We start from the raw sequence: 24,582 nt of genomic DNA, 5'->3' as shown, positions 1-24,582 counted from the left end.
TTTATTTCAACATTTATATATAATGCAAATTATTTTAATTTAAATCCTAATTATAAATTGAACTATTGGCATAAGTAATTCATGTTTAGTTTATACAAATTAATTTTATAGAATTTTTCTTTTCTAGAACCAAAGGCCTTATATCTGTTTTAGTTAAGTATTGATATTTTTTTTGCTGTAGCCCTAAAGTTATATTTAGGACTAAAATTTCCTTGAGATCATTAATAACCGTGATTTATAGAAGATATATGAAATATAGATTAGCCGCATTTATTGTTGTTTTGGCCGCTTTAGGAGCTTGCCAGACAGAGACAAAGACCGAAACCAGTGAACAACCCATTATGAAAGTAGAAGATCCACACTCTTATGCTAAGCCAGAAGAATCTGTAGTTACACATTTAGATTGGCACGCGATGGTAGATTTTGATAGCACCATAATTACAGCCAAAGCCTCTTTAAGTATAGAGAATGCTGAGAATGCTAAGGAGCTAGTGCTTGACGCCAAAGACCTCAACGTTTCTAAGATAACTTTAGGCAAAGATGACGAGCAACCGGCAGAATATCAGCTGGGACAAAGTGATAAGATCATGGGTGCTCCACTTACTATTAAAATAACGCCTGATGTAAGAACTGTAAACATTTATTACACTACATCACCAAAAGCAGAGGCTTTACAGTGGCTGAGTCCTACACAGACCAGCGGAAAAAAATATCCGTTCTTATTTACTCAGTCTGAGGCCATATTGGCTAGAACCTGGGTTCCTATTCAGGATTCTCCGGGAATAAGATTTACCTATACGGCAGATGTGGAGGTGCCTTCAGAATTATTGGCACTAATGAGTGCTCGTAATCCTCAGAAAAAAGATGAAGAAGGCAAATACCATTTTAAAATGGAACAACCCATTCCTGCCTATTTATTGGCACTGGCCGTTGGTGATCTGGAGTTTGAGTCTATTAGCGACAGAACGGGTGTGTATGCTGAGCCCTCTGTGGTAGAGACCGCCAAATATGAATTTGGAGAGTTGGAAGAGATGGTAAGTGCTGCCGAAGAATTATATGGAGATTATCAATGGGGTAGATATGATATTATAGTATTGCCGCCAAGTTTCCCTTTCGGAGGAATGGAGAATCCGCGTTTAACTTTCGCTACACCAACTATCCTGGCAGGAGACAGATCACTTACTTCTTTGGTAGCTCATGAATTGGCACACAGCTGGTCCGGTAATTTGGTGACGAATGCTACCTGGAATGATTTCTGGCTTAACGAAGGTTTTACCGTGTATTTCGAGCATCGCATCATGGAAAAGCTTTATGGCAAAGATTATTCTGAGATGCTAGCCTCTCTTGCCGCCCAGGATCTGAAAGCTGAAGTGGCTGACATGCAAGAGAATAATATGGCCGGTGATACCAGATTGAGATTAGAACTTGAAGGAAGAAATCCTGACGACGGCGTTACTTCAATCGCTTATGATAAAGGCTATCTATTCTTAAGATATTTAGAAGAAGCCGCTGGAAGAGAAAAGTTTGATGCTTTTGTAAAGGATTATTTCTCAAGAAATGCTTTCAAGTCAATGACTACGGAAGAGTTTATAAAACAGCTGGATGAGTATTTACTAACAGAAGGCAGGATAAACATCGGTATGGTGAAGATCAACGAATGGATTCATCAGCCAGGTTTACCAGATGATATTCCAACACCGACTTCCGACAGATTTGGTAAAGTGGATGAAGAGTTGAAGAAGTTTATTATGGGCACACCGCCTGCAGAATTAGATACAGCTAATTGGTCATCTCATGAGTGGTTGCATTTTGTAAGGTCTATCCCAGATAGCATTGCAAAAGAGCACTTTGCAGAGTTAGATGAAGCTTTCGCATTCACCAAGACAGGTAACTCAGAAGTAGTGGCTGCCTGGTTGGAGCAAAGCATTAATAATAATTACGCCCCGGCTGACCAACGTTTAGAAGATTTTCTCGTACACACAGGGAGACGTAAATTTTTGGTGCCTTTATACAAGGCCCTTATCCAGACGGAAGATGGCAAAAAGAGAGCTCTTGAGATTTACGAAAAAGCAAGACCTAATTATCATTTCGTTTCCACTAATACTTTGGATGAGATGTTAAATTGGGAAGAATATAACTAACCAAACCTAAAAATAATGGCTACAATTAAATTAAAAGGTAACGAAATCAGTACCAACGGTGAGCTTCCTAAAGTAGGGGCAGCAGCACCAGATTTTAAACTTACAAAGACTGACCTATCAGAAGCAGCTCTTTCAGATTATAAAGGAAAGAAAGTAATACTAAATATATTCCCAAGTATAGATACGGGCACTTGTGCTACCTCTGTAAGAAAGTTTAATGAAAAAGCTTCTGCTCTGGATAACACAGTAGTGTTATGCATTTCTAATGATTTACCATTTGCTCACGCAAGGTTTTGTGGTGCAGAAGGCATTGAAAATGTAGAAACTTTATCGGGCTTCAGAAACTCTGATTTTGCGACTAACTATGGTATTAAAATTACTACCGGACCACTTGCAGGGCTAATCGCTCGATCTGTAGTGGTTATTGATGAAGACGGTATGGTAAGATACACTGAACTAGTAGAAGAAACGGTAGACGAGCCTAACTATGATGGGGCTTTAGGATCGTTATGATATAAACATTTTTGGTTCTTCTTTTGCAGAACCAAAAAAACTACTTACTTTTGCAGATAGAAAAATTGAAAGTATGTTAAGTGATCAGCAAAAGTTGTTAGTAGAAAAAATCGGCCTGGTACACGAGGCAGAAGGTCTATCGCCGGCTGTATCACGTGTACTAGGTTTACTTCTGGTAAGCGATAAACCAGAGCTTACCTTTGATGAAGTAAGAGAAACCCTCCAACTCAGTAAAAGTGCCACCAGTAATGCCCTGAATATAGCAATTAAGCTAAACAGAGTAGAATACATTACTAAACCCGGTGACAGAAAGCGCTACTTTAAATCCAACCTTGCCTTGTGGCGCGATAACTTTATGGAGCATTATAGAAAAAAACAGTGCTGGGCATCTCTACTCAGAGAAATTATGGAACAGCGCCCTAAAGACACTAAGGAGTTCAATAATGCTATGAAAGAGTTTGTAAATTTTATCGAGTACATGGGGAAAGAGGTGCCGAAACTATATAAAAACTGGGAAAACAAAACCAAATAATTTTTTTTACGTTTTGGTTCTTTAAATACTGAACTAACTAGTCACTTACGAATTAAAAAGAACAAACACACATGAGCAACTAACCGAACGCGCCTCATAGAACAAACTACTGTAACACTAATTTTTTACTCAATACTTAATAATAACCATTGACATGAGAATACTCTATTGTCTTGCTGCATGCTTTATGTTATGGCATGGAGCGAGAGGACAATCTAATGATATTAACCCAGGGCAACGGGTTACGCTGGAGCAGTGCATAGATTACGCTCTGAAAAATCAACCTGCATTAAAGCAGGCACAGATAGACCAGCAGATAGCGCAGAAAGATGTAAGCATAAGCTTATCCAGTTGGTTACCGCAGGTATCACTAAACGGAAACCTACAGGATAACTTAAAAATTCAAACCAACGTGCTAAATGTAGAAGGAGAGGCTCCTAGAACATTGCAGTTGGGAACCAAATATAGCTCATCTATTGGTGTGTCCGTTTCGCAGACTATTTTTAGCAGTGATGTTTTGCTTGCCAGCAGCACATCTTCTGATTATAAACTACGAGCGGAGCAAAATGTGAGATCAGCAAAAATTGATTTAACCGTTGATGTAAGTAAAGCCTACTATCAGGTTTTAGTTTATCAGCAGCAAATCGGTGTTTACGATCAAACCATAGAGAGGCTAAATAAGAATTTTAAAGATGCTAAAAGCCGATATAACGCCGGTGTATCTGATAAAATTGATTATAAAAGAGCCCAAATTTCATTAAATAATGCCGAAGCTCAGCGCAAAGGAGCCATTGAAGGTTTAAAAACTCAAAAGGCAATACTTAAGCAACTTATGGGCTATCCTGCAGATCAGGAAATTGAGGTCCATGACGATGAGATAGAGGCGATGGCCAATGAGGTAACACTGGATACACTGCAGACTTTGAATTATAGTGATAGGATTGAATATCAATTACTAGAAACAGAAAAGCAGCTAAGCCAGGCATCTATCGCTTACTATCGTAATGGGTATATTCCTTCTTTATCAGCTTTTTATAATTATAACATGGCTTATCTGAATGATGAGTTTTCTGAGCTGTATAATCAGGACTATCCTAACTCCGCAGTAGGTCTTACTTTATCGTTACCTATTTTCCAGGGAACCAGAAGAATAAGAAGCATTCAAAAATCGAAGCTACAGCTTCAGAGATTAGAGATAGGAGAGGAATATCTTAAAAATCAGATCAGCGCTCAGTATGTGCAGGCCTTAGGTACCTATAAAACTAATCTTGAACAACTTAAAGCCTCTCAGGAGAACTACGACATAGCTCAGGATGTGTATAACACCGTGAATCTGCAATATAGAGAAGGCATTAAAGCCTATTTGGAAGTGATCATCGCAGAGTCTGACTTAAGAACATCACAACTGAATTATTTGAATGCTTTACTCAATGTATTGTCTAGCAAGTTGGATGTAGAAAAAGCAGCCGGGCAAATCAATATTAACTAATAACATTAACTGACATTAAAAGAACTATAATGAATAAATATTTCAACCTTATAGCGGTAGCAAGTGTTTTGGCTTTCTCCTGTAGTAAGTCGGATCAGCAGCAGGGACAAAGAGCTCCCCAAGCTGTTTCTGTGAAAACCACTAAAGTTTCTAAAAGCCCTACGGTTTATTATGATAAATATCCCGCCACAGTTATTGCGCTTCAAAAAGTAGAGTTAAGAAGTGAAGTAAGTGGTTATATCAGAAAAATATCTTTCGAAGAAGGTACAGAGGTGGCTAAAGGCAAGCAACTTTATACTATTGATCAGAGCAAATACTTAGCGGCCAGAAATCAGGCATCGGCTAATTTAAACTCTGCCAAAGCCAGCTTAAAACAGGCTCAGGCAGATGCTGACAGATACACCACTTTAGGTGAGCAGGATGCTATAGCTAAGCAGCAGGTAGATGTGGCTAAAACTACATTGGAAACTGCAAAGCAGCAGGTGGCAGCGGCAGAAGCTGCGCTTCAAAGAGCTCAAACAGATCTGAATTACTCTACCATTGAGGCTCCTTTTTCTGGTGTCATTGGTATTTCTCAGGTGCGTTTAGGTGCTTATGTAGCTCCAGGGCAAACATTGCTAAACACCATTTCTTCTTATGATCCTATGGGTGTTGATTTTGAAATCAATGAAACGGAAATAAGCAGATATACTCAATTGAAGTCTTCTAAAACTGTATTGGAAGATTCAGCCATATTTATCACGTTACCAGATCAGTCAAAATATTCTTACCCTGGTAAAGTAGCTATCGTAGATCGTGGTGTAAACTCTCAAACAGGAACTTTGAAAGTAAGACTTTCTTTTGAAAACCCTGATCAGCAGCTAAGAGACGGAATGAGTGTAGTTGTAAATGTGAAGAACAACAACTCTGGTCATAATGTGATCATCCCTCACAAAGCGGTATTAGAGCAAATGGGTGAATTCTTTGTGTTTGAAGTTCAGGATGGAAAAGCGAAGCAGCTGAAAGTAGAGACTGGAAAAGCTATTGGTAATCAAATTATTATCAAAGATGGCTTGAAAGAAGGACAAACCATCATAGTTGAAGGAATTCAAAGCTTAAGAGATGGCATGCCAGTACAAACTGGTCAGGGTCAGCAACCAGCTCCTGCACAGAAAAAAGCAGAATCTGCTAAGTAAAATTTTTAAGAAACAGCATTTATGATAGCGAATACATTTATAAAACGGCCCATTACGGCCATTGTATCCTCCATTGTGATTGTGCTTCTCGGTATTTTGGCCATTATGAGCTTGCCGATAGGCCAGTATCCTGACATTACACCTCCCGTGGTGCAGATTTCAGGTATGTACACAGGAGCAGATGCTCAGACAGTAGAACAAACCGTGGCCACACCTATTGAAACACAGATTAACGGTGTGCCTGGTATGAAATATATTAGCTCTACAAGTTCCAGCGATGGTTCTATTTCCATCGATGTTACTTTTGAGCTGGGAACCAACGTAGATATTGCGGCACTAGATGTTCAAAACAGACTAAGTGTGGCTATGCCCATGCTACCTACAGAGGTTCAGCGTCAAGGACTTACGGTGAGAAAAAAGAAACCCTACCATTCTTATGGTACAAACTTTATACTCACCTAATGGTACCCATGATTCAGATTTTCTTGATAACTACAATAACATCTACGTGAAAGATGCCCTTTCAAGGGTAGAAGGTGTCGGTGACGTATTTAGTGTAGGTTCTGACTTTGGTATGCGTATTTGGCTTAAGCCTGATAAACTAGCTCAGCTTAATATGAGTACTTCAGAAGTTTTAGCTGCTATTCAAGAGCAAAACGTACAGGTAGCTGCCGGTTCGGTAGGTGCTTCACCGCAAAGTAATCAGCAAACTTTTGAGCTTACCGTTTTCGTAGACGGCCGATTAAGCAAACCGGAAGAATTTGAAAACATCATAGTTAAAACAAATCCTGAAGATGGTTCTATCGTTTACATGAAAGATATTGCCAGAGTAGAATTAGGTAAGTTTACTTATGGTGGTAAGCACTATGTAAATGGCCACGAAGCTGGTTTCCTTTTAGTGTATCAGGCTCCTGGAAGTAATGCGCTTGAAACCGCTGAAGGTATTTATGACAAACTGGAAGAATTAAAAGCTACCTTCCCATCGGATGTGGATTATGTGATCCCATTTGAGTCAGTATCAGTAGTAGATATATCTATTGATGAGGTACTTCACACTTTGGTGGAGGCACTTATTCTGGTAACAATCGTAGTATTCTTATTTCTTCAAAATTGGAGAGCTACGGTTATCCCTATGCTAGCCGTGCCTGTGTCAATCATTGGTACTTTCGTATTCTTTATTCCTTTAGGCTTTACCATTAATACACTTACCCTATTCGGATTCGTGCTGGCCATTGGTATTGTGGTGGATGACGCCATTGTGGTGGTGGAAGCCGTTCAGCATTATATGGATGAATTGAAACTTGATGCTAAAGAAGCTACTAAGAGAGCCATGGCTGATATTTCTGCACCGGTAGTGGCCATTGCCCTTGTATTGGCAGCGGTATTCGTACCGGTAGGATTTATACCTGGAATCACGGGTCAGCTTTATCAGCAGTTTGCTATTACCATTGCTATCTCGGTATTGCTTTCAGCTTTTATAGCATTGTCTCTGACGCCGGCACTTTGTGCGCTTTTCTTAAAGCCGACAGATATAGATGAAAATTCAAAAGGCTTAAATAAACTATTTCATAAGTTTAATGGCTGGTTTAACAGAACCACTGAAAACTATGGTAGTGGTGTTCAAAAAACCATTAAGCACAGCAGATTAGCACTGATATTATTGATCTGCGTTTTCGTGGGTACTTATGCCATGTTTGCCAAAAAGCCAACTGGCTTTATTCCTCAGGAAGATGAAGGCAGATTATACATCTCTTTTACCTTGCCTGAAGCAGCATCTATCTCCAGAACGGAGAATGTGCTTGAGCAAATTATGACAGCACTTGATTCTACAGAAACAGTTCATGATTACGCTGCTATCAGTGGTTTGAACGTGGTGAGTTTCTCAAGAAAATCAAATGCAGGTACACTATTCGTATCATTATCTCCTTGGGATGAACGTAAGGATGAAAAAGATCAGATAGACGGTGTGGTTGGTGATTTGATGAGAAAGTTTAGTTCCATCAAAGAGGCCAATGTGCTGGTTATCAAGCCACCAGCCATCCCAGGTTTGGGTAGAACGGGTGGTTTCAGTTTTATCATGGAGCAGCGAGAAAGCAATGATAACATTAACCAGTATGCTGCCAATGTAATGAAGTTTATGATGGCCGCTAATCAAAGACCTGAAATAGGTATGGCCTATACCTTCTTTAACGCCAGTACTCCTGGGGTTGACTTGGATATAGATCGTGAAAAGGCGAAGAAAATGGGTGTGAGCTTAACTGAAATATTCGGTACGCTTCAAACTTATTTAGGAAGTAGATATGTAAATGACTTCACGCTGTATGATCGTAACTTCAGAGTTGTAGCGCAAGCAGACAGCAGTTACAGAGGAAATATTGAAGAACTTAATAAATATTATGTTCGAAATATGAGAGGTGAAATGCTGCCATTGAGCACATTCATCAGTCATAAACCTGTGGAGACAGCGGCAGTAATTAACCACTATAACCTTTATCGTTCAGCTGAATTCAACGGAAATCCTGCACCTGGTTATTCCAGTGGTGAGGCCATTGCGGCACTAAGAGAAGTGGCGGCTCAGACTTTACCGGCAGGTTACGGATATGAGTTTAGTGGTTTGAGTCAAGAGGAGATATCTTCTGGTGATAGTACGCTTTATATTTTCGCTCTATCCATCGTGTTCGTATTCTTATTCCTGGCAGCTCTTTATGAAAGCTGGTCAGTACCTTTCTCGGTATTACTTTCAGTACCAGTAGGTGCACTAGGTGCGATTACCGCTTTGATATTCTTACCTCACTTAACGAATAACATCTATGCTCAGATCGGTTTGATCACTCTTATTGGTCTGGCAGCGAAGAATGCTATTCTAATTGTGGAGTTTGCCAAAGAGCGTGTGGAGGCTGGAATGGAAATAGTAACAGCAACTATTGAAGCAGTAAAACTGAGGTTAAGACCAATTATAATGACATCTCTAGCCTTTATTTTAGGGGTACTTCCGCTAGCATTCTCAAATGGCGCTGGAGCGGTAGCCCGTAATACCATTGGCTGGACCGTGTTTGGCGGTATGGTGGCAGCTACACTATTAGGTATTTTCATAGTGCCGGTACTGTATGTAGCTATTACCAAATTGGCTTATGGTAAAAAAGGCTTAGCTAAGCTGCAAGAAGAAAACAATGCAGAAGATTTTCATAAAAAACACCTTCATTAATCGCTGAAAATGAAGGAGAAGATTAAAAAAGCAGCTCTCAGATTATTTCTGAAATACGGCCCCAAAAGGGCAACTATTGATGATGTGATTTGGGAGCTGCAAATCTCAAAAAAGCTGTTCTATGAGCATTTTGAAAACAAAGAACAACTCATTTATGAGATCTTCACTGAAGTAATAGAAGAAGCTAAAAGCAAACTATCAAAAATTGAACATGGGCATTCAGAGAATTTATTCCTGCTCATGGCATGGCAATACCAGTTTTACCAGTATCTGAAGCAATATAGCGAGCCTTGTGTGTATGAAATTAACAAATACTATGAGCCGGTTACTGCTCAGTATCAGCTTTTTAGAAAGAATGTGGTCTTCAAAAGGTTAATCACATTTGCTAAAAAGGCCCAAAAGGAAGGCGTAATTTCTAAGGATGTGGATTTAAGGGTTTTTGTGGAGCTGCAGTTGTACCTATTAGAAGATTTACTTTTCGGTAGACTAAATGAGCTCAACAAACTTAGCGAAGCTGAGAAAGACCGGTATGCAGAACAAATCATTATGAATAATGTGAGAGGCACCATAAATAGTGGCCAACGGGAAGAATTTGAAATTAGTAGAGATAAAGTGAAAAAGTATGAAGGCAGTAAAAGCAGATTATTTTGATGAGGTAAAAAATGTTTTAACAGAGGTAGGTTTAGAACCTTCTTCCATTACCAGAGACTCACATCTGTCTAAGGATTTGGGTTTAGATTCATTAGACCTAACCGATCTTATGATGAGGCTGGAAGTTAAATTTGGTTTGCAGGTAGTAGATGTTGAAGCTGAAAAGTTAGCCACGGTAGAAGATGTAGCTAACTATATGGATTCGAAATTAAGCTAATCGCTTTTTTTATATAAATCCCTGAAAAGGAGGGTGCTTTGATCGTAGTGTCTAGTTGAATATAGTTACAGGTGGAAATTAAAAACAGCTTCCTTGAAAAAGAAGCTTTGATTTTTGATAGTCACAATCCGATAAATAAATTACGGGAGAAGCACCCTCATTTCTATTTAAACCAAGTGTACATTTCCTCACCTATACGCTTGGGTCTGTGTGTTTTAGCATCTAATGCACACCATAGTGTTCGAGCTTTTATCAGCTCTTTACCTTTCTGATTTTTAATAGATACATTTCTAGGCAACTTAAGCCCTTCAGCTGGTTCTACCCAGGTTGTACATTCTAGAACATCATCTTGAAAAGCAGGAGCAAGGTAGTCTATTTCATGGCGGAGTACCACCCATGAGGTTTCATCCATCATGTCGCTGCTGGCTACGTTTTTCCAATGTGCCTCGGCTGTATCTTGTACATATTTTACATAGACCACGTTATTCACGTGGCCCATTTGATCAATGTCTTCAGGTTTTACTCTTATGGTATGTGTATAAGGCATAGTTATTCAACAATAAATACTGCATTAGAAAAAAGAAGCTTACCATTTTCCCAGAAAGATCTGAAGAGAGGGTCATCCACCAGGTAAACCACACTTCCTCTTCCCATGCTTTCCACACCAAATACCAGGCTGTTTTCCAGTCGTTGGGTGGCGCGGTAGCCGGCAAAACCACTTACAGGAGTGGCAGTATCCTTCAAGATACCCACATTACCACCATCTTCCAAGAAGGCATATTTATCACTGCTGGTTTTTAAGCTGTAATAAGTTGAGCCATAACCATAGGCCAGGGGATTAGTTTTGTCTAAATCCACTTTGAAAATAGCCCCAAATATCTCTTCACTTAACTGATCACGCTCCTGTTCTTCATATGGTAATAACTTTTCTTCCAGAGTAGGATCTTTATCATCTTCCTTTTTCTCCTTGTCAGACCCATATTCTTTTAACCCAAAACCGCTCTTGTCTTTAAATGAATTCAAGGCAGAACCTATAGCAATCAGCTTACCACCAGATCTTACCCAGCTTTTAAGCTGATCCATAGCACCATCGCTGATGAAGCTGTAGTTTCCACTAGGTAAAATGATCACATCATAATCTGAGAAGTTAACATAAGAGAAATAGTCTGATCCGATATTTGTAATCGGGTAATCCAGCTGCTGCTCGAAGAAATGCCAGATCTCACCGAAGCCTAATGATGATGTTTTGTCACCCATAACTACGGCCACTTTTGGAGCCTTTAATCGAGCCACCTCTGCAGAACCAAGGTCTACGCCATTCTCAGAAAAACCCGTGGTAAGGGCAATAAGGTTACGATCATATTTACCAGCTGCGGTTTTAAGAATAGTTTGCCACTTGGCGCCAAATTTTTCGTTGGTTCTTCTGGTAATTACTAAAGTACCAGGATCGAAACTTCTTCCTTCAATCTTCAATGTTTTGTGGCTCACCCTTACATTGATACCTTCCTGCAAAATAGCTGCTAAGAATTTAGCATCTTCCACACTTTTATATGGCAATACATATGCGTAAGCTGCTGTTTCGAAATCTGTATTTCCATTTTCTTCAAAATTATAGCCCGGAGTTACAGCCAGTTTTTCCGTTAACGCATAAGTTTCTACACCATAAGCATATGGTACGGACCAGGCCGTAATGTCATAAGTTAAGGTGTCAGTTAAATGAGTTGCAGGCTCAAACAAAGCGGTAATTAATCTTGACTGTGGTTGGTGCGCACTCACTATCAGGTCATTATCACCTACATTAAAGCTCATGCTCTTATTGGAAATATAACTATGGCCCTTGTAAGATCCTGTTTTAGAGGCTTTTCCATAGGTAATCTGGTTTCTATCTAAGAATTTGCTGAGTGCCTTGAGCTTGTCAGTTTCGCTAGAGCGAATTACATAAGTTTTATATTTACTAACAGGATTCTCACGATTGTCTTTGAAGTATTTTTCAAACTCAGCAAGAAGTTGATCAGCATTTTTAGAGGCAATTTCCACCGTAGACAGGCCGGTAGTAAAATGATGCGCTATACGATCTTTTAAGGTCAACGTGTCACCATATTCTGTAATGATGCCTAAACCTGCGTAGCCATGTCCCGCTTGCTCGTAAGTCATGCCGATAGCGCCGTTATAGGTTGGGTAAGTATCGCCATAGCTAGGATATAATAGGTCAAATCTCTCTCTGGTGAAATATAGCCAACCTTCTTTGTCAAAGTACTTGGCGTGATTCTTACCTATTTGAGTTTGGAAATCTCTTTGCCATGGAGTGATGATCTCATGGAAAGGCTCAGCTGCGGGGGCAAAATAATAAGGGTTATTAATAAATTGTTCATGATAATCTACATGTACCTGAGGCATCCATTTGTGGTATATTTCAGAGCGCTGCTGAGATTCTACCTGCGTTTGCCAGGCCCAGTCACGGTTCAGATCAAACAGGTAGTGGTTCGGTCTTCCTCCTGGCCATGGCTCATGGTGCTCAACGGCCGTTCCTGATGGGTTATAATTTTTATCTCCGTACTGATTATAAAAATTCACATACCGATCACGCCCATCCGGATTCACACACGGATCCATGATCACTACTGTGTTTTTAAGCCATTCTTTAGCACGTGCATCTGTAAGCAAAGCATAAACAGTTTTCATAGAGGCTTCTGTAGAGGAGGCTTCGTTACCATGAATGTTATAGCTGAGCCAAATTACAGCCACACCATCTCTTTCTACGCCTTCACCGCTTAGGCGTTTAAGGTTATTGGTGCGAATTTCCTCCAGCTTGTTCATATTTTCCTGAGAAGACAAGATGGCCACCATCAGTGGTCGGTGCTCATTAGTTTCTCCGTAAGGTTGAAGCGTGAGGTTTTCTGTATTTTCCGCCAGATATTCATAATAGTCTACCACCTGATGATGTCTGGTAAACCGTTCACCCAGTTTATAACCAAGAAATTCGTCAGGTGATTGTAAAGTCTGACTTTTAGCAGCAAAAGTGCCAGCCCACAGCAGGCATGCAAATAGAAGTTTTTTCATAAAATGGCTTATTAGACCATTAAATTATTTAAAAACTACCTTGAGGGCAACTATTAGATCACTTACACCCTTTATTTTACACAAAAGGGTGATGTCAGATGGTCAATGGATCATCATTACAGCTGTATCCCGACCGTGTAGCCAAGCCAGCCTTTAAAATTGATATCATCTTGACTGGCCTGGAATATCTCTTTATTACGAACCAGCTCAATCTCATCATTTTTATAGGTATACAAATTGAGCGATATGCCAGCAAACAGATAAGAAGATCGTACTCTAAAGCCAAACTCAGTGTGAATTTTAGTAAGCAGGTTCAGCTCGGGTTTAAACGCTTTTTCCCTATTCAAGTGTAAAAGGCGGAGGCCTGAGCTCACAAAATAGCGCTCATTATTTTTATTCTTCGCTACTGATGCTTTGTTATAATATACTTTCTCAAACCCATATCCCGCGGCCCATTTTACTTCACTATCAAAAGTACCCCAGTTATAGCCCACGATAATGGCGTTTTGATTCATGGTTTTATATTTATCAGAAATGGGCATTTCCGTCTCAGTGAAAGAGCAGTTATAGCAGCTGCCAGTAGTGATTTCAACCATGTTTATAAAAAGCTCATTGGCATACACCCTGATATGATCCCCTTTGGAGCCTTGATTAATCAGCCCGATGGGAGTATTTCCCTTTTCCTGATGTTTAGACGGGGCCGTTTTGAAAATGTTGATCAGGCCAATTTGGTGTCCGTTAGATACTTTTGAAATGTTTATCAAACCCACCTGATGGCCTGCATTTTCTTTATTGATGTTAATTAATCCTATCTGTAGCGCCGGCTGTGGTACAGGAGGTAGAGAATTTTTTCCTTTGGATCGTGCCGCCTTATTAATCAGCGCTATTTGCATACCTTGCATTTGTCCGTTGGTGTAATTGTAAAGCAAAGACACCTGCGATCCGGCCATACCTTTTTTGGCTACATTAAAAAGCCCGCCTATTTGTACTCCAGTGTACGTATCGCCTACCATATTGCCTAAGCCACCGATTTGCATACCCATGCCATAACCGTTGTTGAAATTTAGTGCTCCAGCTATCTGAATTCCGGAAACATTGTCCCGAACCACATTTACCACTCCGGCCAGTTGAATTCCTTGAAAATCAGAACTAAAGCCTTCTTTCATAAGATCACGCTCCTCTCTTAGTGTTAGATTGGTAAAGGCATTACTTCCAACCACATTAGCGATGCCAGCCAACTGAATGCCGTTAGCATAATTGGTATTCAAATTAGAAATACCTCCAATTTCCAGAAAGCTGTTGCCAGCCGAAATGCCGCCAAACAGGTTGAAAGAAAACTTATTAAAATAATGAGCTGAAGCCAGGCCATTAGTACTGATTCCCGGAGCTAATGACAGCTGGAAATTTTTCTTTCGATACCTGGGGCTGCTGGTTTGAGCACAGATTATCGTGGAAAAAGACAGAAGGAAGAATATTAAAAGAATAAGTGAGCGCACAACGTAACTTTTAATATGTATACACTCGTTTCAATAATCGTTCAATTTATATTAACTTTTAAGGATCGATTTTTCAAATCACATAAACCCAAACCTATGAGCAAATCTGTAGCATTAGTGCTTTCCAGCGGCGGAGCGCGTGGTGTGGCCCACATTGGAGTAATCGAGGGATTGCTGGAAGCAGGATATGAAATTACATCTATATCAGGAAGTAGCATGGGCGCAGTGGTAGGTGCAGTTTATGCCACGGGCAAGCTGGATGAGTATAAAGAATGGGTGAGCAATTTCGATAAGGTAGATGTTTTTAAGCTCATGGACTTTACCCTTAGCACACAGGGCTTTGTGCGTGGTGATAAGGTTTTTAATGAAATGAAAAAATTCATTCCTGATTGTAATATCGAAGATTTGGATATTCCTTATGCTGCCATTGCCACAGATATTGTAAATAGGAGAGAAGTAGTATTTACTTCAGGTAGTCTTTTTCAGGCCTTAAGAGCCTCTGCAGCAATACCTTCTGTAATGAAACCAGCCGTAATTAATGATGTGGAGCTCGTGGATGGCGGAGTGCTAAATCCTATTCCAATAAATTATGTGCAGCGTCATGAGGGTGATATTGTGGTGGTTTCTGATGTTAATGCGGCTATTCCGTGCTCAGTAAAAAATAAGCAGCTTGAAACAAAAGGCCGCTTTACACCTTTAATAGAGAAATGGAATAGTTTTTTTCCGAAAAACTCGAACCGCCTCAAAAGGCTCAGCTACTTCGACCTTATTGCCAAGTCGGTAGACCTGATGCAAGACCGGATTTCTGAGGCCATATTAGCACAAAATCAGCCTGAAATAGTGATACGCATTTCTCGCGAAACTTGTGGTACCTTTGAGTTTTACAGAAGCACGGAGCTTATAGACTGTGGGAAGGAAGAACTTTATAAATCACTAAAGTATGCACTACAAGGAGCTGAATCAGACGCTGGGTAATGTAGACATTTACCTGCTAGACCAAATTTTAAAAGGCCGCTTTGAAAATAAGCCCCGAATACTGGATGCCGGCTGTGGTGAAGGAAGAAACTTAAGCTATTTTAAAAACAACGGTCATATCATTTATGGTATAGATAAAAATCCTTTGGCGGTGCGAATGCTCCATATGATGTATAAGGTTTTGCCTAAAGAGCATTTCCTTGCCGGAGATTTAGAAACACTGCCCTGGAAAGATAATTTTTTTGATGCCATTATTTGCAGTGCCGTCCTCCATTTTGCCACCGATCAAACCTCTATGTACACCATGGTCAGCGAAATGGTGAGAGTATTGAAGCCGCGAGGAACTCTTTTCATCAGAGCCGCTTCTGACCTTGGCCTTTCATCACCGCAAGACTCTAATTTTTCTTATCTGATTACAAAGCGTGACATTGAGAAAATACAGGAAATTTTCCCTGTAGTCTCAGTAGAACCGGTTAAATCGGTGCTGGTAGAAGATAAACGCTCCATGCTAGTATGGGTGCTGGAAAAAACGAGCCTTTGATCCTTTAAAAATTATTAATAGATTGTTCCCATAATTTAAAAACTTACTTTTTTTATATGGAAACAACCTTAGACATGCCGTCTCAGGACAAGAGGCCGCTAGTGTATGCTGGCTTCTGGCTTAGATTTTTAGCATTGATTATTGATTCAATTTTAGTTTACATAGCTGTGTCGATTTTGTTCGCCATTCTTACAGCCATGGGTATGGGGTATTTGGAAGAGCTGACTGCCTTTTCTAGAAACCGTGGGGTAATGGATCAGGAGCAGGCAATGGAAATGTTTTACGTGGCAATGAGGGCACTGGCCATCATATCACTTTTCTTCAACGCGGCCTATATTCTGTATTATTCTTTGATGGAAAGCAGTGGTAATCAGGCTACTCTGGGTAAAATGGCAGTAGGCCTAAAGGTTACCGATTTAAACGGTGAACGATTAACATTCGGCAAAGCGATAGTGAGGAATGTATGTAAAATTTTGTCAACAATAGTCTTGTATATTGGATGGATCATAGCGGGTTTCACGGAGAAAAAGCAAGCACTACATGATATTTTAGCAAGTACCTTAGTTTTAAAAAAATAATTTAATTTATGGAACCACTTGATTCAAGTAACTCAGAAAGAAACCCTGAAGTAGTATCAGTTAAAGAATGGATAATTACTTACCTAATTACTGCTATTCCTATCGTAGGAATAGTGATGTTATTTGTATGGGGCTTTGGAGGAAACACAAATAAAAATAAAGAGAACTGGGCCAAGGCAGGTCTTATCTGGGCTGCTATTATCATAGGTCTTTATATGATCTTCTTTGCTTTATTTGGAGCCGCTCTTTTTATGGGTGGTGCTAGTAATTATTAATCATTATAATATGGGCTGCTTTAAAAGTGGCCCTTATTTTTTTATCATTCTCACAGCTTGCGGCAAAATAGATATTTGCAACGGTAACTTCCCTATCAACTCTCCGTCGGCTTCCATGCAACATTCCTGAAGAGAGGTCAAAGCAACTTGCTTTAAATGAAGGTACTTCACCTCAGGGTGTTGAATGAACTTTCCTCTTTTTAGCTTTCCGGTATATTTTAGATAATCGAATAGGTTAACATCACCAATCACAGTCACCGCGATTTGGCCATCCTTTAATTCAGCTTGTGGAGCAATACACAGTCCGCTGCCAAAATACTTTCCATTGGCAAAAGCAATAGTATTAATATTTCCTTCCCAGGACCAGCCATCAGCTATGGCTTTAACGGGCAGGTTTTTATAAGATAAAAATGTGCGAATTATGGCCATGAAGAAAGTAACATTAGCTGATAGCCATGAGCCTGATTGCTCTACCTTTTCAACTACTCCAGCGCTCATACCCGCGCTGGCAATATTGATGAAGTACCTCACATGATCATCGAGGGCATCTGTGGATTCTACCATTCCCACATCTATCTTTTCGGTTTTGCCATTAGAAATGGCTTTCAATAGTTCGTTGAGAGATCCCGGAATGCTGAAACTCTTAGAGAAATCATTAGCAGTGCCATTTCTTAACAGTCCAATTACCGTATTTGGATTGGCCCTCATAACACCATTCACCACCTCGTGCAGGGTGCCATCCCCACCTACAGCTATAATATGAGAACAACCTTCATTAATTAATTCCTGGGTCAGCAATATTCCATGTCCTTTGCTGTGCGTTTCACGTATGATACAGGTGATGTTGCTATCAATGGGGCAATCATCAAGTTCTTTTTGAAAACGCTGAGCACGGCGCTTTTTACCATTTACTATAAAACCAACTTTAACCATCATGAGAATGTATGAACGTCAAATCTAAAAAATTCTTACCTTCTTTATGGAAATCTATTTGCTATTGCATCTCTCTAATAAGTGACTTTAAAGATGTCTAATAGTTATTATATAAAACCAAAACTCTATTTATGAGAACGCTATTTTCAATTTTGCTGGTTTATTTTAGTCTCAATGGCTGTGTATTCGCCCAAAACTCAACAGATATTAAAAACATGTGGGAACAAGTATATCAATATGAATTAGATGGGCTGCCTAAGTCGGCCAACGAAGTGGTCGATAAAATTTACGCTCAGGCAAAAAAAGCTGGTGATGAAGAGCAGCTTATCAAAGCTTTGATCTACCAGTCTAAATTTAGCATGGAGCTGGAGGAAGAGGCACAACTAACTATAATAAAGAGGTTTAAAAACGAAATTGCCCTCGCTAAAGCTCCGGCCAGTAATGTGCTGGAAAGCTTAGTGGCAAAGATGCTTCAGGAGTATTTTAACAGTAACCGCTGGAGAATCTACAACAGAACGGAAACCGATGAAAAGGTAGATCCTGTAGATTTTAGAACCTGGGATTTACGCACTTTATTTAAGGAGATTAGCACGCATTACGAACTGTCATTACAAAATATTGAAGTACTTAAGAAAACATCTATTGAAAGTTTTGCGGAGCTAATTCAGGAAAATGGTGATTCACAAAAGTATAGACCAACACTGTATGATTTCTTAGCCCATCAGGCCTTAGAGTTTTATAAATCTAAAGAGAATTCTTTAACCAGCCCCGCCTACAAATTTTATATTGATGATAGTACCTACCTTAATCTTGAAACAGTTTCATTAGAAACACAAGATTTACTTTCATTAGAATTTAAGGCTTTGGAGACCTATCAGGACTTGATTAAGTTCCATCAAAAAGATGACGATCCCTCAGCCTATATTTTGGTGAAATTGGAGGCCATGGATTTTGTCTATGAAAATGGAACCTATGGAGATAAAAATGATATTCAACAGAATGCTTTAGAAAGATTTTATACAGAATATGAGAAACATGAGGCATCTACTTTAATTGCCTACAACTGGGCCGATATTTTCAAAGATTACCATAAACCTAAGGCGTTAGAAATCTGTGAAATGGCCATCAGCAAGCATCCAGACAGCTATGGAGCCGAGAGATGCAAGGCAATGGTTAACGAGATAAAAAGTAAAGCGCTGACCATACAGGCAGAAGATTATATTCCTATAGCCACTGCCTCCAGATTGAAGATAGAGTACAAGAATGTTGACAAGCTGTTTTTTAAAATTTTCAAAGTTACACCGAAACAATACGATCAGTTTTATAAAGACTATACTGACTCATCTCGGTATGCCGTTTTGAAAAAATTAAAACCTGTCAATACCTGGAAAACGGACCTAAAAGATTTTGGTGATTATGAAGAGCATTCAACAGAAATACTTTTTCCCGAACTGCCCAACGGGAGATACCTGATATTTGCCAGCGACACAGATCAAATAGGTGATAATGAGCTTTATAGTTATCAGCACCTTCAGGTGACTAACCTTTCCCTGGTACAAAGACAGGATGATGAGACCTATAATTATCAGGTGATTAACCGAAAAAATGGTGAGCCTTTCAACAAAGCCAGCGTAACCTTAAAGAATAATGATAAATCATTTTTATACAATAAGTCATTTACTACCTCAGAAAAGGGAGCTTTCAATTGCAAACCACCGAGCCGATCTTATAATTATGATGCCATTGTATCTACCAAAACAGATACTGCCTATTTCCATAATATCTATATGTATGATAGAAATTATAGAAATGATAATGAGGACCGAGTTAGTGTAAAGGCGTTTCTATTTTCAGACCGGTCTATTTACAGACCAGGGCAGACGGTCTATTTCAAAGGAATTTTAATACAAAGAAAGGGAGATCACTCATCAATAGCGCCTAATGAACATGTTACCGTAACGTTGGAAGATGTGAATAATGAGCAGGTAAGTACTCTTGAATTATCAACGAATGACTATGGCTCATTCAGCGGCCAGTTTATTTTACCCCGCGGTGGGCTTACCGGTCAATACACACTAAGCGTGGAAGAATCTTCGGATTATGACAGCAAGCTATTTGATGATCTGATGGATGATTTCGAATGGTCACAGCTCAACATATCGGTAGAAGAGTATAAAAGGCCAAGGTTCGAAGTGAATTTTGATCCGGTGACGCAGTCATTCCGAGTAAATGATACCATCAAGGTTTCAGGAGAGGCAGCGGCATTTGCAGGTAGTAAAGTTACCGAGGCCAAGGTAAGCTATACCGTAACTCGCAAAGTAGAATATCCACGTTGGTATTACTGGAGATATGGTTATTACAATCCGAGTTCTAATGCTCAGGAAATCACTCATGGAGAAACCACTACAGACGCAAGCGGTAAATATTCCATTGATTTTAAAGCGATTCCAGATGAATCTACAGACAAAGGCAACTTACCAATATTTACTTATGAGGTAAATGCAGAAGTAACGGATCTGAATGGTGAAACCAGAACGGCCACCACTACTGTGAAAGTAGGTTATCATACCATGGTGGCTACCATGGAAGTACCAGGTCAATTGAACAGAAATGATATTCCCAAAGAATTTAACATTTTCACTAAAAACCTGAATGATCAATTTACTCCTGCCAAGGGCGAAATAAAGATTTATAGATTGATCGAGAATACCCGTATCACTCGGCTTCGACCATGGTCAGCGCCTGATCATCAACGGTTTAGCGAAGAGGAATTTCACAAACTATTTCCTCATGATGAATATAGTGATATCATGAACTCGGATGAAGAGAGGGAGTTGGTCACCACTATAGCCTTTAACACCCAGGAAAGCAAAACGGTAAGCTGGCCCAACATGAAAAAATGGAAATTGGCTAACTACGAAATGGTGTTAACCACCAAAGATAGTTTTGATACTGAAGTGGTTGATAAGCAAAAGTTTAAGCTCATTGATCCTAATGAAAAAACACCTGGAACTAATGATCTTTTTACTATCAATCAGGACAAAAGCACCTACCAACCTGGTGAAGAAGTGAAGCTGTCACTGGCCAGCGTTGCTGATGAAGTGTACGTGACCTTATTTATTGAAAAAGATCATAAAATAGTAGAGCAAAGGGTGGTAAAGCTGAACCATGAGGTAAAAACCATAAAAATACCTGTGGAGGAAAAGGATCTGGGCGGTTTTGCTGTTCAATACCATTATGCCTGTTATAATTCATTCAATGCCAATAGCATTAACATTTCAGTAACTCGCGACATCCCTAAGTTATCTATTGAAACTTCTGTTTTCAGAGACAAGCTGCAGCCGGGTGCTGAAGAAACCTGGAAATTCAAAATTTTGGGAGAAAATAACGAAAAGGTTTCAGCCGAGCTATTGGCCAGTATGTATGATGCTTCATTGGATCAGTTTAAACCCCATGACTGGCATTTTAATCCATACCAGTTTTCTACCTATTATTCTTATTCCAGAAGTAATGCCCATCCAAGCTTTGGTATTTCTAATGGAGTAGTCAGGAATTTTCAACCGCATTATTATACCCCTGGGCTCACTTTTGATGACTTTTATTGGTTTGGGTTCAGCTTTAATAATAATCGATATATTAATCAGCAGTATTTAAGCGTGCTCAAACGCTTTAAAGAATTTAAAAGTCAACCGTCAAAAACCGAGAGTCTATTTGATAGTAATATAAAAGCGGGTTATGTAGAAGGCTATGTGATCAATAATCTGGGTGAACCGCTTCCTGGTGTTAATGTGCTGGTTAAAGGTACCAAACGAGGTGCGGTATCGGATATGGAGGGGCATTATTCGATACTGGCTGGTAGTAAAGATGTTTTAGTCTTTAGTTTTATTGGCTACAATTCTACGGAAGCAGCAGTTAAGGATAAAAATAAGATTAACGCTACGCTTGGAGAAGATGTAAGTAAGCTGTCTGAAGTGGTTGTGGTTGGGTATGGTGTTGAAAGAAAAAAATATAGAGCCGGTGCCGCAGTAAGGTCAGTCGCTTATGCTGAGGTTGCCGATGAGGAGGAGATTAGCGAGGAAATAAGTATTGAAATGGATGCAGCTGCAGCCCCCGGTGCCGCGGACAAAGTTCTTATAAGAGGGGCCTCAACTTTTATTGATGAAAATTCAGAAGCACTTTTCGTTCTCGATGGCAGGATTGTGAGTAAAGACTCGATTGATCCTAAAGACCTTGCCAGTGCCAAAGTACTTTCTGCGGCCGAGGCCACGGCACTTTATGGCTCCAAAGGAGCTAATGGTGTAATTCTATTAACTACACAAGCCGCCATAGAAGAGGAACTCTCCCAAGTGCAAGCTCGTACCAATCTGAAAGAAACAGCCTTCTTTTTTCCACAATTGAGTACTGATGAAAATGGCGAAGTAAGTTTTGAATTCACAGCTCCTGAGGCACTTACCCGTTGGAAGCTACAGCTTTTAGCGCATGATAAGGAGCTTCATGTAGGTCAGAAAACTTTACAGGCTGTTACTCAAAAAGAACTGATGGTAACGCCTAATGCACCGCGCTTTTTACGCGAAAGTGATGAGATCATTATTTCTGCCAAAATTAGCAGTCTTTCAGATGAGTTATTGCAAGGCTTTGCCGCATTGCAGTTGTTTGATGCTACTACAGGGGCGGCCATTGATGAGCAGTTGGGGTTAACTGAAAAGACTAAGAATTTTGAAATTAAGCCTAAAGGAAATACCTCTGTTTCCTGGAAACTGAGCATTCCTGCTGGTTTACAAGCCGTTGAATATAAAGTGGTTGCCAAAGCTGGTAACTTCTCTGATGGAGAGCAAAGCGTGCTGCCGGTACTCACCAATCGTATGCTGGTAACAGAAACTATGTCTATGGACGTGCACTCAGGTGAAACCAAAACCTTCACCCTGGATAAGTTGAAAAACAATACCTCTAAAACACTGAAACACCATAAGCTTACTTTAGAGATTACTTCTAATCCGGCCTGGTATGCGGTTCAGGCACTTCCTTATCTTATGGAGTTTCCATATGAATGTGCAGAGCAGACTTTTAGCCGGTTTTATGCCAACAGTCTCGGAAGTCATATTGTGAATTCTAATCCTAAAATCGCTAAAGTTTTCGATCAATGGAAAGAGTCAGATGCCTTAATGAGTATGTTGGAGAAAAATGAAGAGCTCAAGTCTTTGATTATTTCAGAAACACCATGGCTGCGAGATGCTGAGAATGAAACCCAGCAAAAGAAAAGGATTGCCTTACTTTTTGATCTTAATCACATGAAAGATCAGCAAGCTTCTGTGGTGAAAAAGCTGGAGCAGTTGCAAATGAGCAACGGAGGTTTCCCCTGGTTTGCCGGCAGTCGTTATCCAAACCGATATATTACCCAGCATATTATCATAGGAATAGCTCACCTGCAAAAGTTAGGAGTAGACATAGGTGATCTTGACGAGGTGGTGAAAAAGGCACTTCCTTACCTGGAGGCAGAATTTGTTGATGACTATCAGGAGCTAGTGAAGAATTCAAAACAGAGCAAGGATCCTAAAAAGTATATGGAGGAGAAGCATATTGGCCCAATTCAAATTCAGTATTTGTATTTAATAAGCTTTTTCCCTGATGAGAAAGTGAGCAATAAACTGAAGCCTGCCTTTGATTATTATTTTGGTCAAGCCAAAGAATTCTGGAAAGAGCACCAGCTGATGCAACAAGGAATGCTTGCGTTGATACTACATAGAAATGCAGATGATAAGCTGGCAAATGCCATTTTAAAATCTCTTGATGAGCGCAGTATTACCAGTGATGAATTGGGCATGTACTGGAAGGCCAATGAAAGCAGTTATTTCTGGTATCAGGCTCCTATCGAAACGCAAGCTTTGATGATTGAAGCATTTACCGAATTGGGCGGAGAGGCTCAACAGAAAAATGTGGATAATCTGAAATTATGGTTGTTGAAAAATAAGCAAACCAATCAATGGAGTTCTACCAAGGCCACAACAGATGCTGTGTATGCACTGCTGCTACAGGGCAGCAGCTGGTTGGATGTAAATGAAACCGTAGCAGTGAAGCTGGGTACTGAAACAGTGGAGCTTAAAAATGAAGATGGCAGCATGCCAGAAGCAGGCACTGGCTATATCAAGAAAACTTATGATGGAGCCGAAATTACTCCGGCCATGAGCGAGGTAACACTCACCAAGAAAGATAAAGGTGTGGCCTGGGGAGCATTGTACTGGCAATATTTTGAAAACCTGGATAAGATCACCTCTGCGACATCACCGCTTTCACTTACCAAAAAAGTATTCAAAGTAGTAAATACTGATACCGGTGAAAAGCTGGAAAATATTTCTAAAAGTGGGATTCAGATAGGAGATAAAATCCGAGTAAGAATAGAACTGAAGGTAGATCGGGAAATGGATTTTGTGCACATGAAAGACATGCGAGCATCAGGCCTGGAACCCATCAATGTGCTTTCGAGCTACAAGTACCAGGATGGCCTTGGCTACTATGAAAGCACCCGTGATGCCAGCACCAATTTCTTCTTCGAGCACTTGAGTAAAGGCGTATTTGTGTTTGAATACGACCTCAGAGCCAACAATGCCGGAGATTTTAGCAATGGCATCACCACCATCCAGTGCATGTATGCTCCTGAGTTTAGTAATCATACGGAAGGGATAAGAGTGGAGATTGGGGAGTAAGACACCTCACCTAGATCCTCTCCTCAAGGAGAGGACTTCCTCCCTTCTCCTTGAGGAGAAGGGCCGGGGATGAGGTGACTAAAAAAGACTATTGATCATC

General features: G+C 40.0%; 16 protein-coding genes and 1 pseudogene. 13 read left to right on the top strand and 4 right to left on the bottom strand.

Annotation, left to right across the window (positions count from 1 at the left end; translation table 11 throughout):
- Nucleotides 1-248: 248 nt before the first annotated feature.
- The 8 genes and pseudogenes from LVD16_RS03470 (at nucleotide 249) to LVD16_RS03435 (ending at nucleotide 9,923) form a co-directional block, all read left to right on the top strand.
- Nucleotides 249-2,141 carry a M1 family metallopeptidase gene (locus LVD16_RS03470; protein WP_233772195.1) on the top strand — a complete coding sequence of 631 codons (1,893 nt, stop codon included), beginning with the start codon at nucleotides 249-251 and terminating at the stop codon, nucleotides 2,139-2,141.
- Between the two features lie 15 nt (nucleotides 2,142-2,156).
- Nucleotides 2,157-2,654, top strand: coding sequence for a thiol peroxidase (tpx, locus tag LVD16_RS03465; protein WP_233772194.1), 498 nt, complete (start codon nucleotides 2,157-2,159; stop codon nucleotides 2,652-2,654).
- A gap of 73 nt (nucleotides 2,655-2,727) precedes the next feature.
- Entirely contained in the window at nucleotides 2,728-3,186 is a 459-nt protein-coding gene (locus LVD16_RS03460) for a GbsR/MarR family transcriptional regulator (RefSeq protein ID WP_233772193.1), read from the top strand.
- Nucleotides 3,187-3,340: 154 nt separating this feature from the next.
- Nucleotides 3,341-4,675: a TolC family protein gene (locus LVD16_RS03455; protein ID WP_233772192.1), complete on the top strand. Its 1,335-nt coding sequence runs from the start codon at nucleotides 3,341-3,343 to the stop codon at nucleotides 4,673-4,675.
- 29 nt (nucleotides 4,676-4,704) lie between these two features.
- The gene (locus LVD16_RS03450) at nucleotides 4,705-5,850 is read left to right on the top strand and encodes an efflux RND transporter periplasmic adaptor subunit (protein ID WP_233772191.1); all 1,146 of its coding nucleotides are present in this window, start codon (nucleotides 4,705-4,707) and stop codon (nucleotides 5,848-5,850) included.
- 21 nt (nucleotides 5,851-5,871) lie between these two features.
- Nucleotides 5,872-9,055: pseudogene (locus LVD16_RS03445) on the top strand (efflux RND transporter permease subunit).
- A 9-nt stretch (nucleotides 9,056-9,064) separates the two neighbouring features.
- Complete coding sequence (locus LVD16_RS03440) at nucleotides 9,065-9,706, top strand: TetR/AcrR family transcriptional regulator (RefSeq protein ID WP_233772190.1); 642 nt, start codon at nucleotides 9,065-9,067, stop codon at nucleotides 9,704-9,706.
- Complete coding sequence (locus LVD16_RS03435) at nucleotides 9,678-9,923, top strand: acyl carrier protein (protein ID WP_233772189.1); 246 nt, start codon at nucleotides 9,678-9,680, stop codon at nucleotides 9,921-9,923. The genes LVD16_RS03440 and LVD16_RS03435 overlap by 29 nt, the downstream gene beginning before the upstream one ends.
- 163 nt (nucleotides 9,924-10,086) lie before the next feature.
- Here LVD16_RS03435 and LVD16_RS03430 read toward each other — a convergent pair whose 3' ends face one another.
- From LVD16_RS03430 to LVD16_RS03420, 3 genes are all read right to left on the bottom strand, one after another.
- On the bottom strand, nucleotides 10,087-10,470 hold the full coding sequence (locus LVD16_RS03430; protein ID WP_233772188.1) for an acyl-CoA thioesterase: 384 nt from the start codon (nucleotides 10,468-10,470) through the stop codon (nucleotides 10,087-10,089).
- A gap of 2 nt (nucleotides 10,471-10,472) precedes the next feature.
- Nucleotides 10,473-12,983: a M14 family metallopeptidase gene (locus tag LVD16_RS03425; RefSeq protein WP_233772187.1), complete on the bottom strand. Its 2,511-nt coding sequence runs from the start codon at nucleotides 12,981-12,983 to the stop codon at nucleotides 10,473-10,475.
- A 116-nt stretch (nucleotides 12,984-13,099) separates the two neighbouring features.
- The gene (locus LVD16_RS03420; protein WP_233772186.1) at nucleotides 13,100-14,479 is read right to left on the bottom strand and encodes a hypothetical protein; all 1,380 of its coding nucleotides are present in this window, start codon (nucleotides 14,477-14,479) and stop codon (nucleotides 13,100-13,102) included.
- 96 nt (nucleotides 14,480-14,575) lie between these two features.
- Between LVD16_RS03420 and LVD16_RS03415 the strand changes: the two genes are divergently transcribed.
- Genes LVD16_RS03415 through LVD16_RS03400 form a run of 4 tightly spaced genes read left to right on the top strand, consistent with a single transcriptional unit; the run spans nucleotide 14,576 to nucleotide 16,848 of the window.
- Entirely contained in the window at nucleotides 14,576-15,454 is an 879-nt protein-coding gene (locus LVD16_RS03415; RefSeq protein WP_305038995.1) for a patatin-like phospholipase family protein, read from the top strand.
- The gene (locus LVD16_RS03410) at nucleotides 15,420-15,995 is read left to right on the top strand and encodes a class I SAM-dependent methyltransferase (protein WP_233772185.1); all 576 of its coding nucleotides are present in this window, start codon (nucleotides 15,420-15,422) and stop codon (nucleotides 15,993-15,995) included. The genes LVD16_RS03415 and LVD16_RS03410 overlap by 35 nt, the downstream gene beginning before the upstream one ends.
- Nucleotides 15,996-16,051: 56 nt before the next feature.
- A complete protein-coding gene (locus LVD16_RS03405) occupies nucleotides 16,052-16,573 on the top strand; it encodes an RDD family protein (protein WP_233772184.1) in 522 nt (173 codons plus the stop codon).
- Between the two features lie 8 nt (nucleotides 16,574-16,581).
- Complete coding sequence (locus LVD16_RS03400; RefSeq protein ID WP_233772183.1) at nucleotides 16,582-16,848, top strand: hypothetical protein; 267 nt, start codon at nucleotides 16,582-16,584, stop codon at nucleotides 16,846-16,848.
- Between the two features lie 33 nt (nucleotides 16,849-16,881).
- Here LVD16_RS03400 and LVD16_RS03395 read toward each other — a convergent pair whose 3' ends face one another.
- On the bottom strand, nucleotides 16,882-17,784 hold the full coding sequence (locus LVD16_RS03395) for a diacylglycerol/lipid kinase family protein (RefSeq protein WP_233772182.1): 903 nt from the start codon (nucleotides 17,782-17,784) through the stop codon (nucleotides 16,882-16,884).
- Nucleotides 17,785-17,912: 128 nt separating this feature from the next.
- On the opposite strand from LVD16_RS03395, the gene LVD16_RS03390 reads away from it, so the two are divergent.
- Nucleotides 17,913-24,482 carry an alpha-2-macroglobulin family protein gene (locus tag LVD16_RS03390; RefSeq protein ID WP_233772181.1) on the top strand — a complete coding sequence of 2,190 codons (6,570 nt, stop codon included), beginning with the start codon at nucleotides 17,913-17,915 and terminating at the stop codon, nucleotides 24,480-24,482.
- The last annotated feature ends 100 nt before the right edge of the window (nucleotides 24,483-24,582 follow it).

This window comes from Fulvivirga ligni, from assembly GCF_021389935.1.
Lineage (GTDB): Bacteria > Bacteroidota > Bacteroidia > Cytophagales > Cyclobacteriaceae > Fulvivirga > Fulvivirga ligni.
Note: the sequence above shows the minus strand (reverse complement) of the source record. Positions and strands in the feature narration are given on the sequence as shown.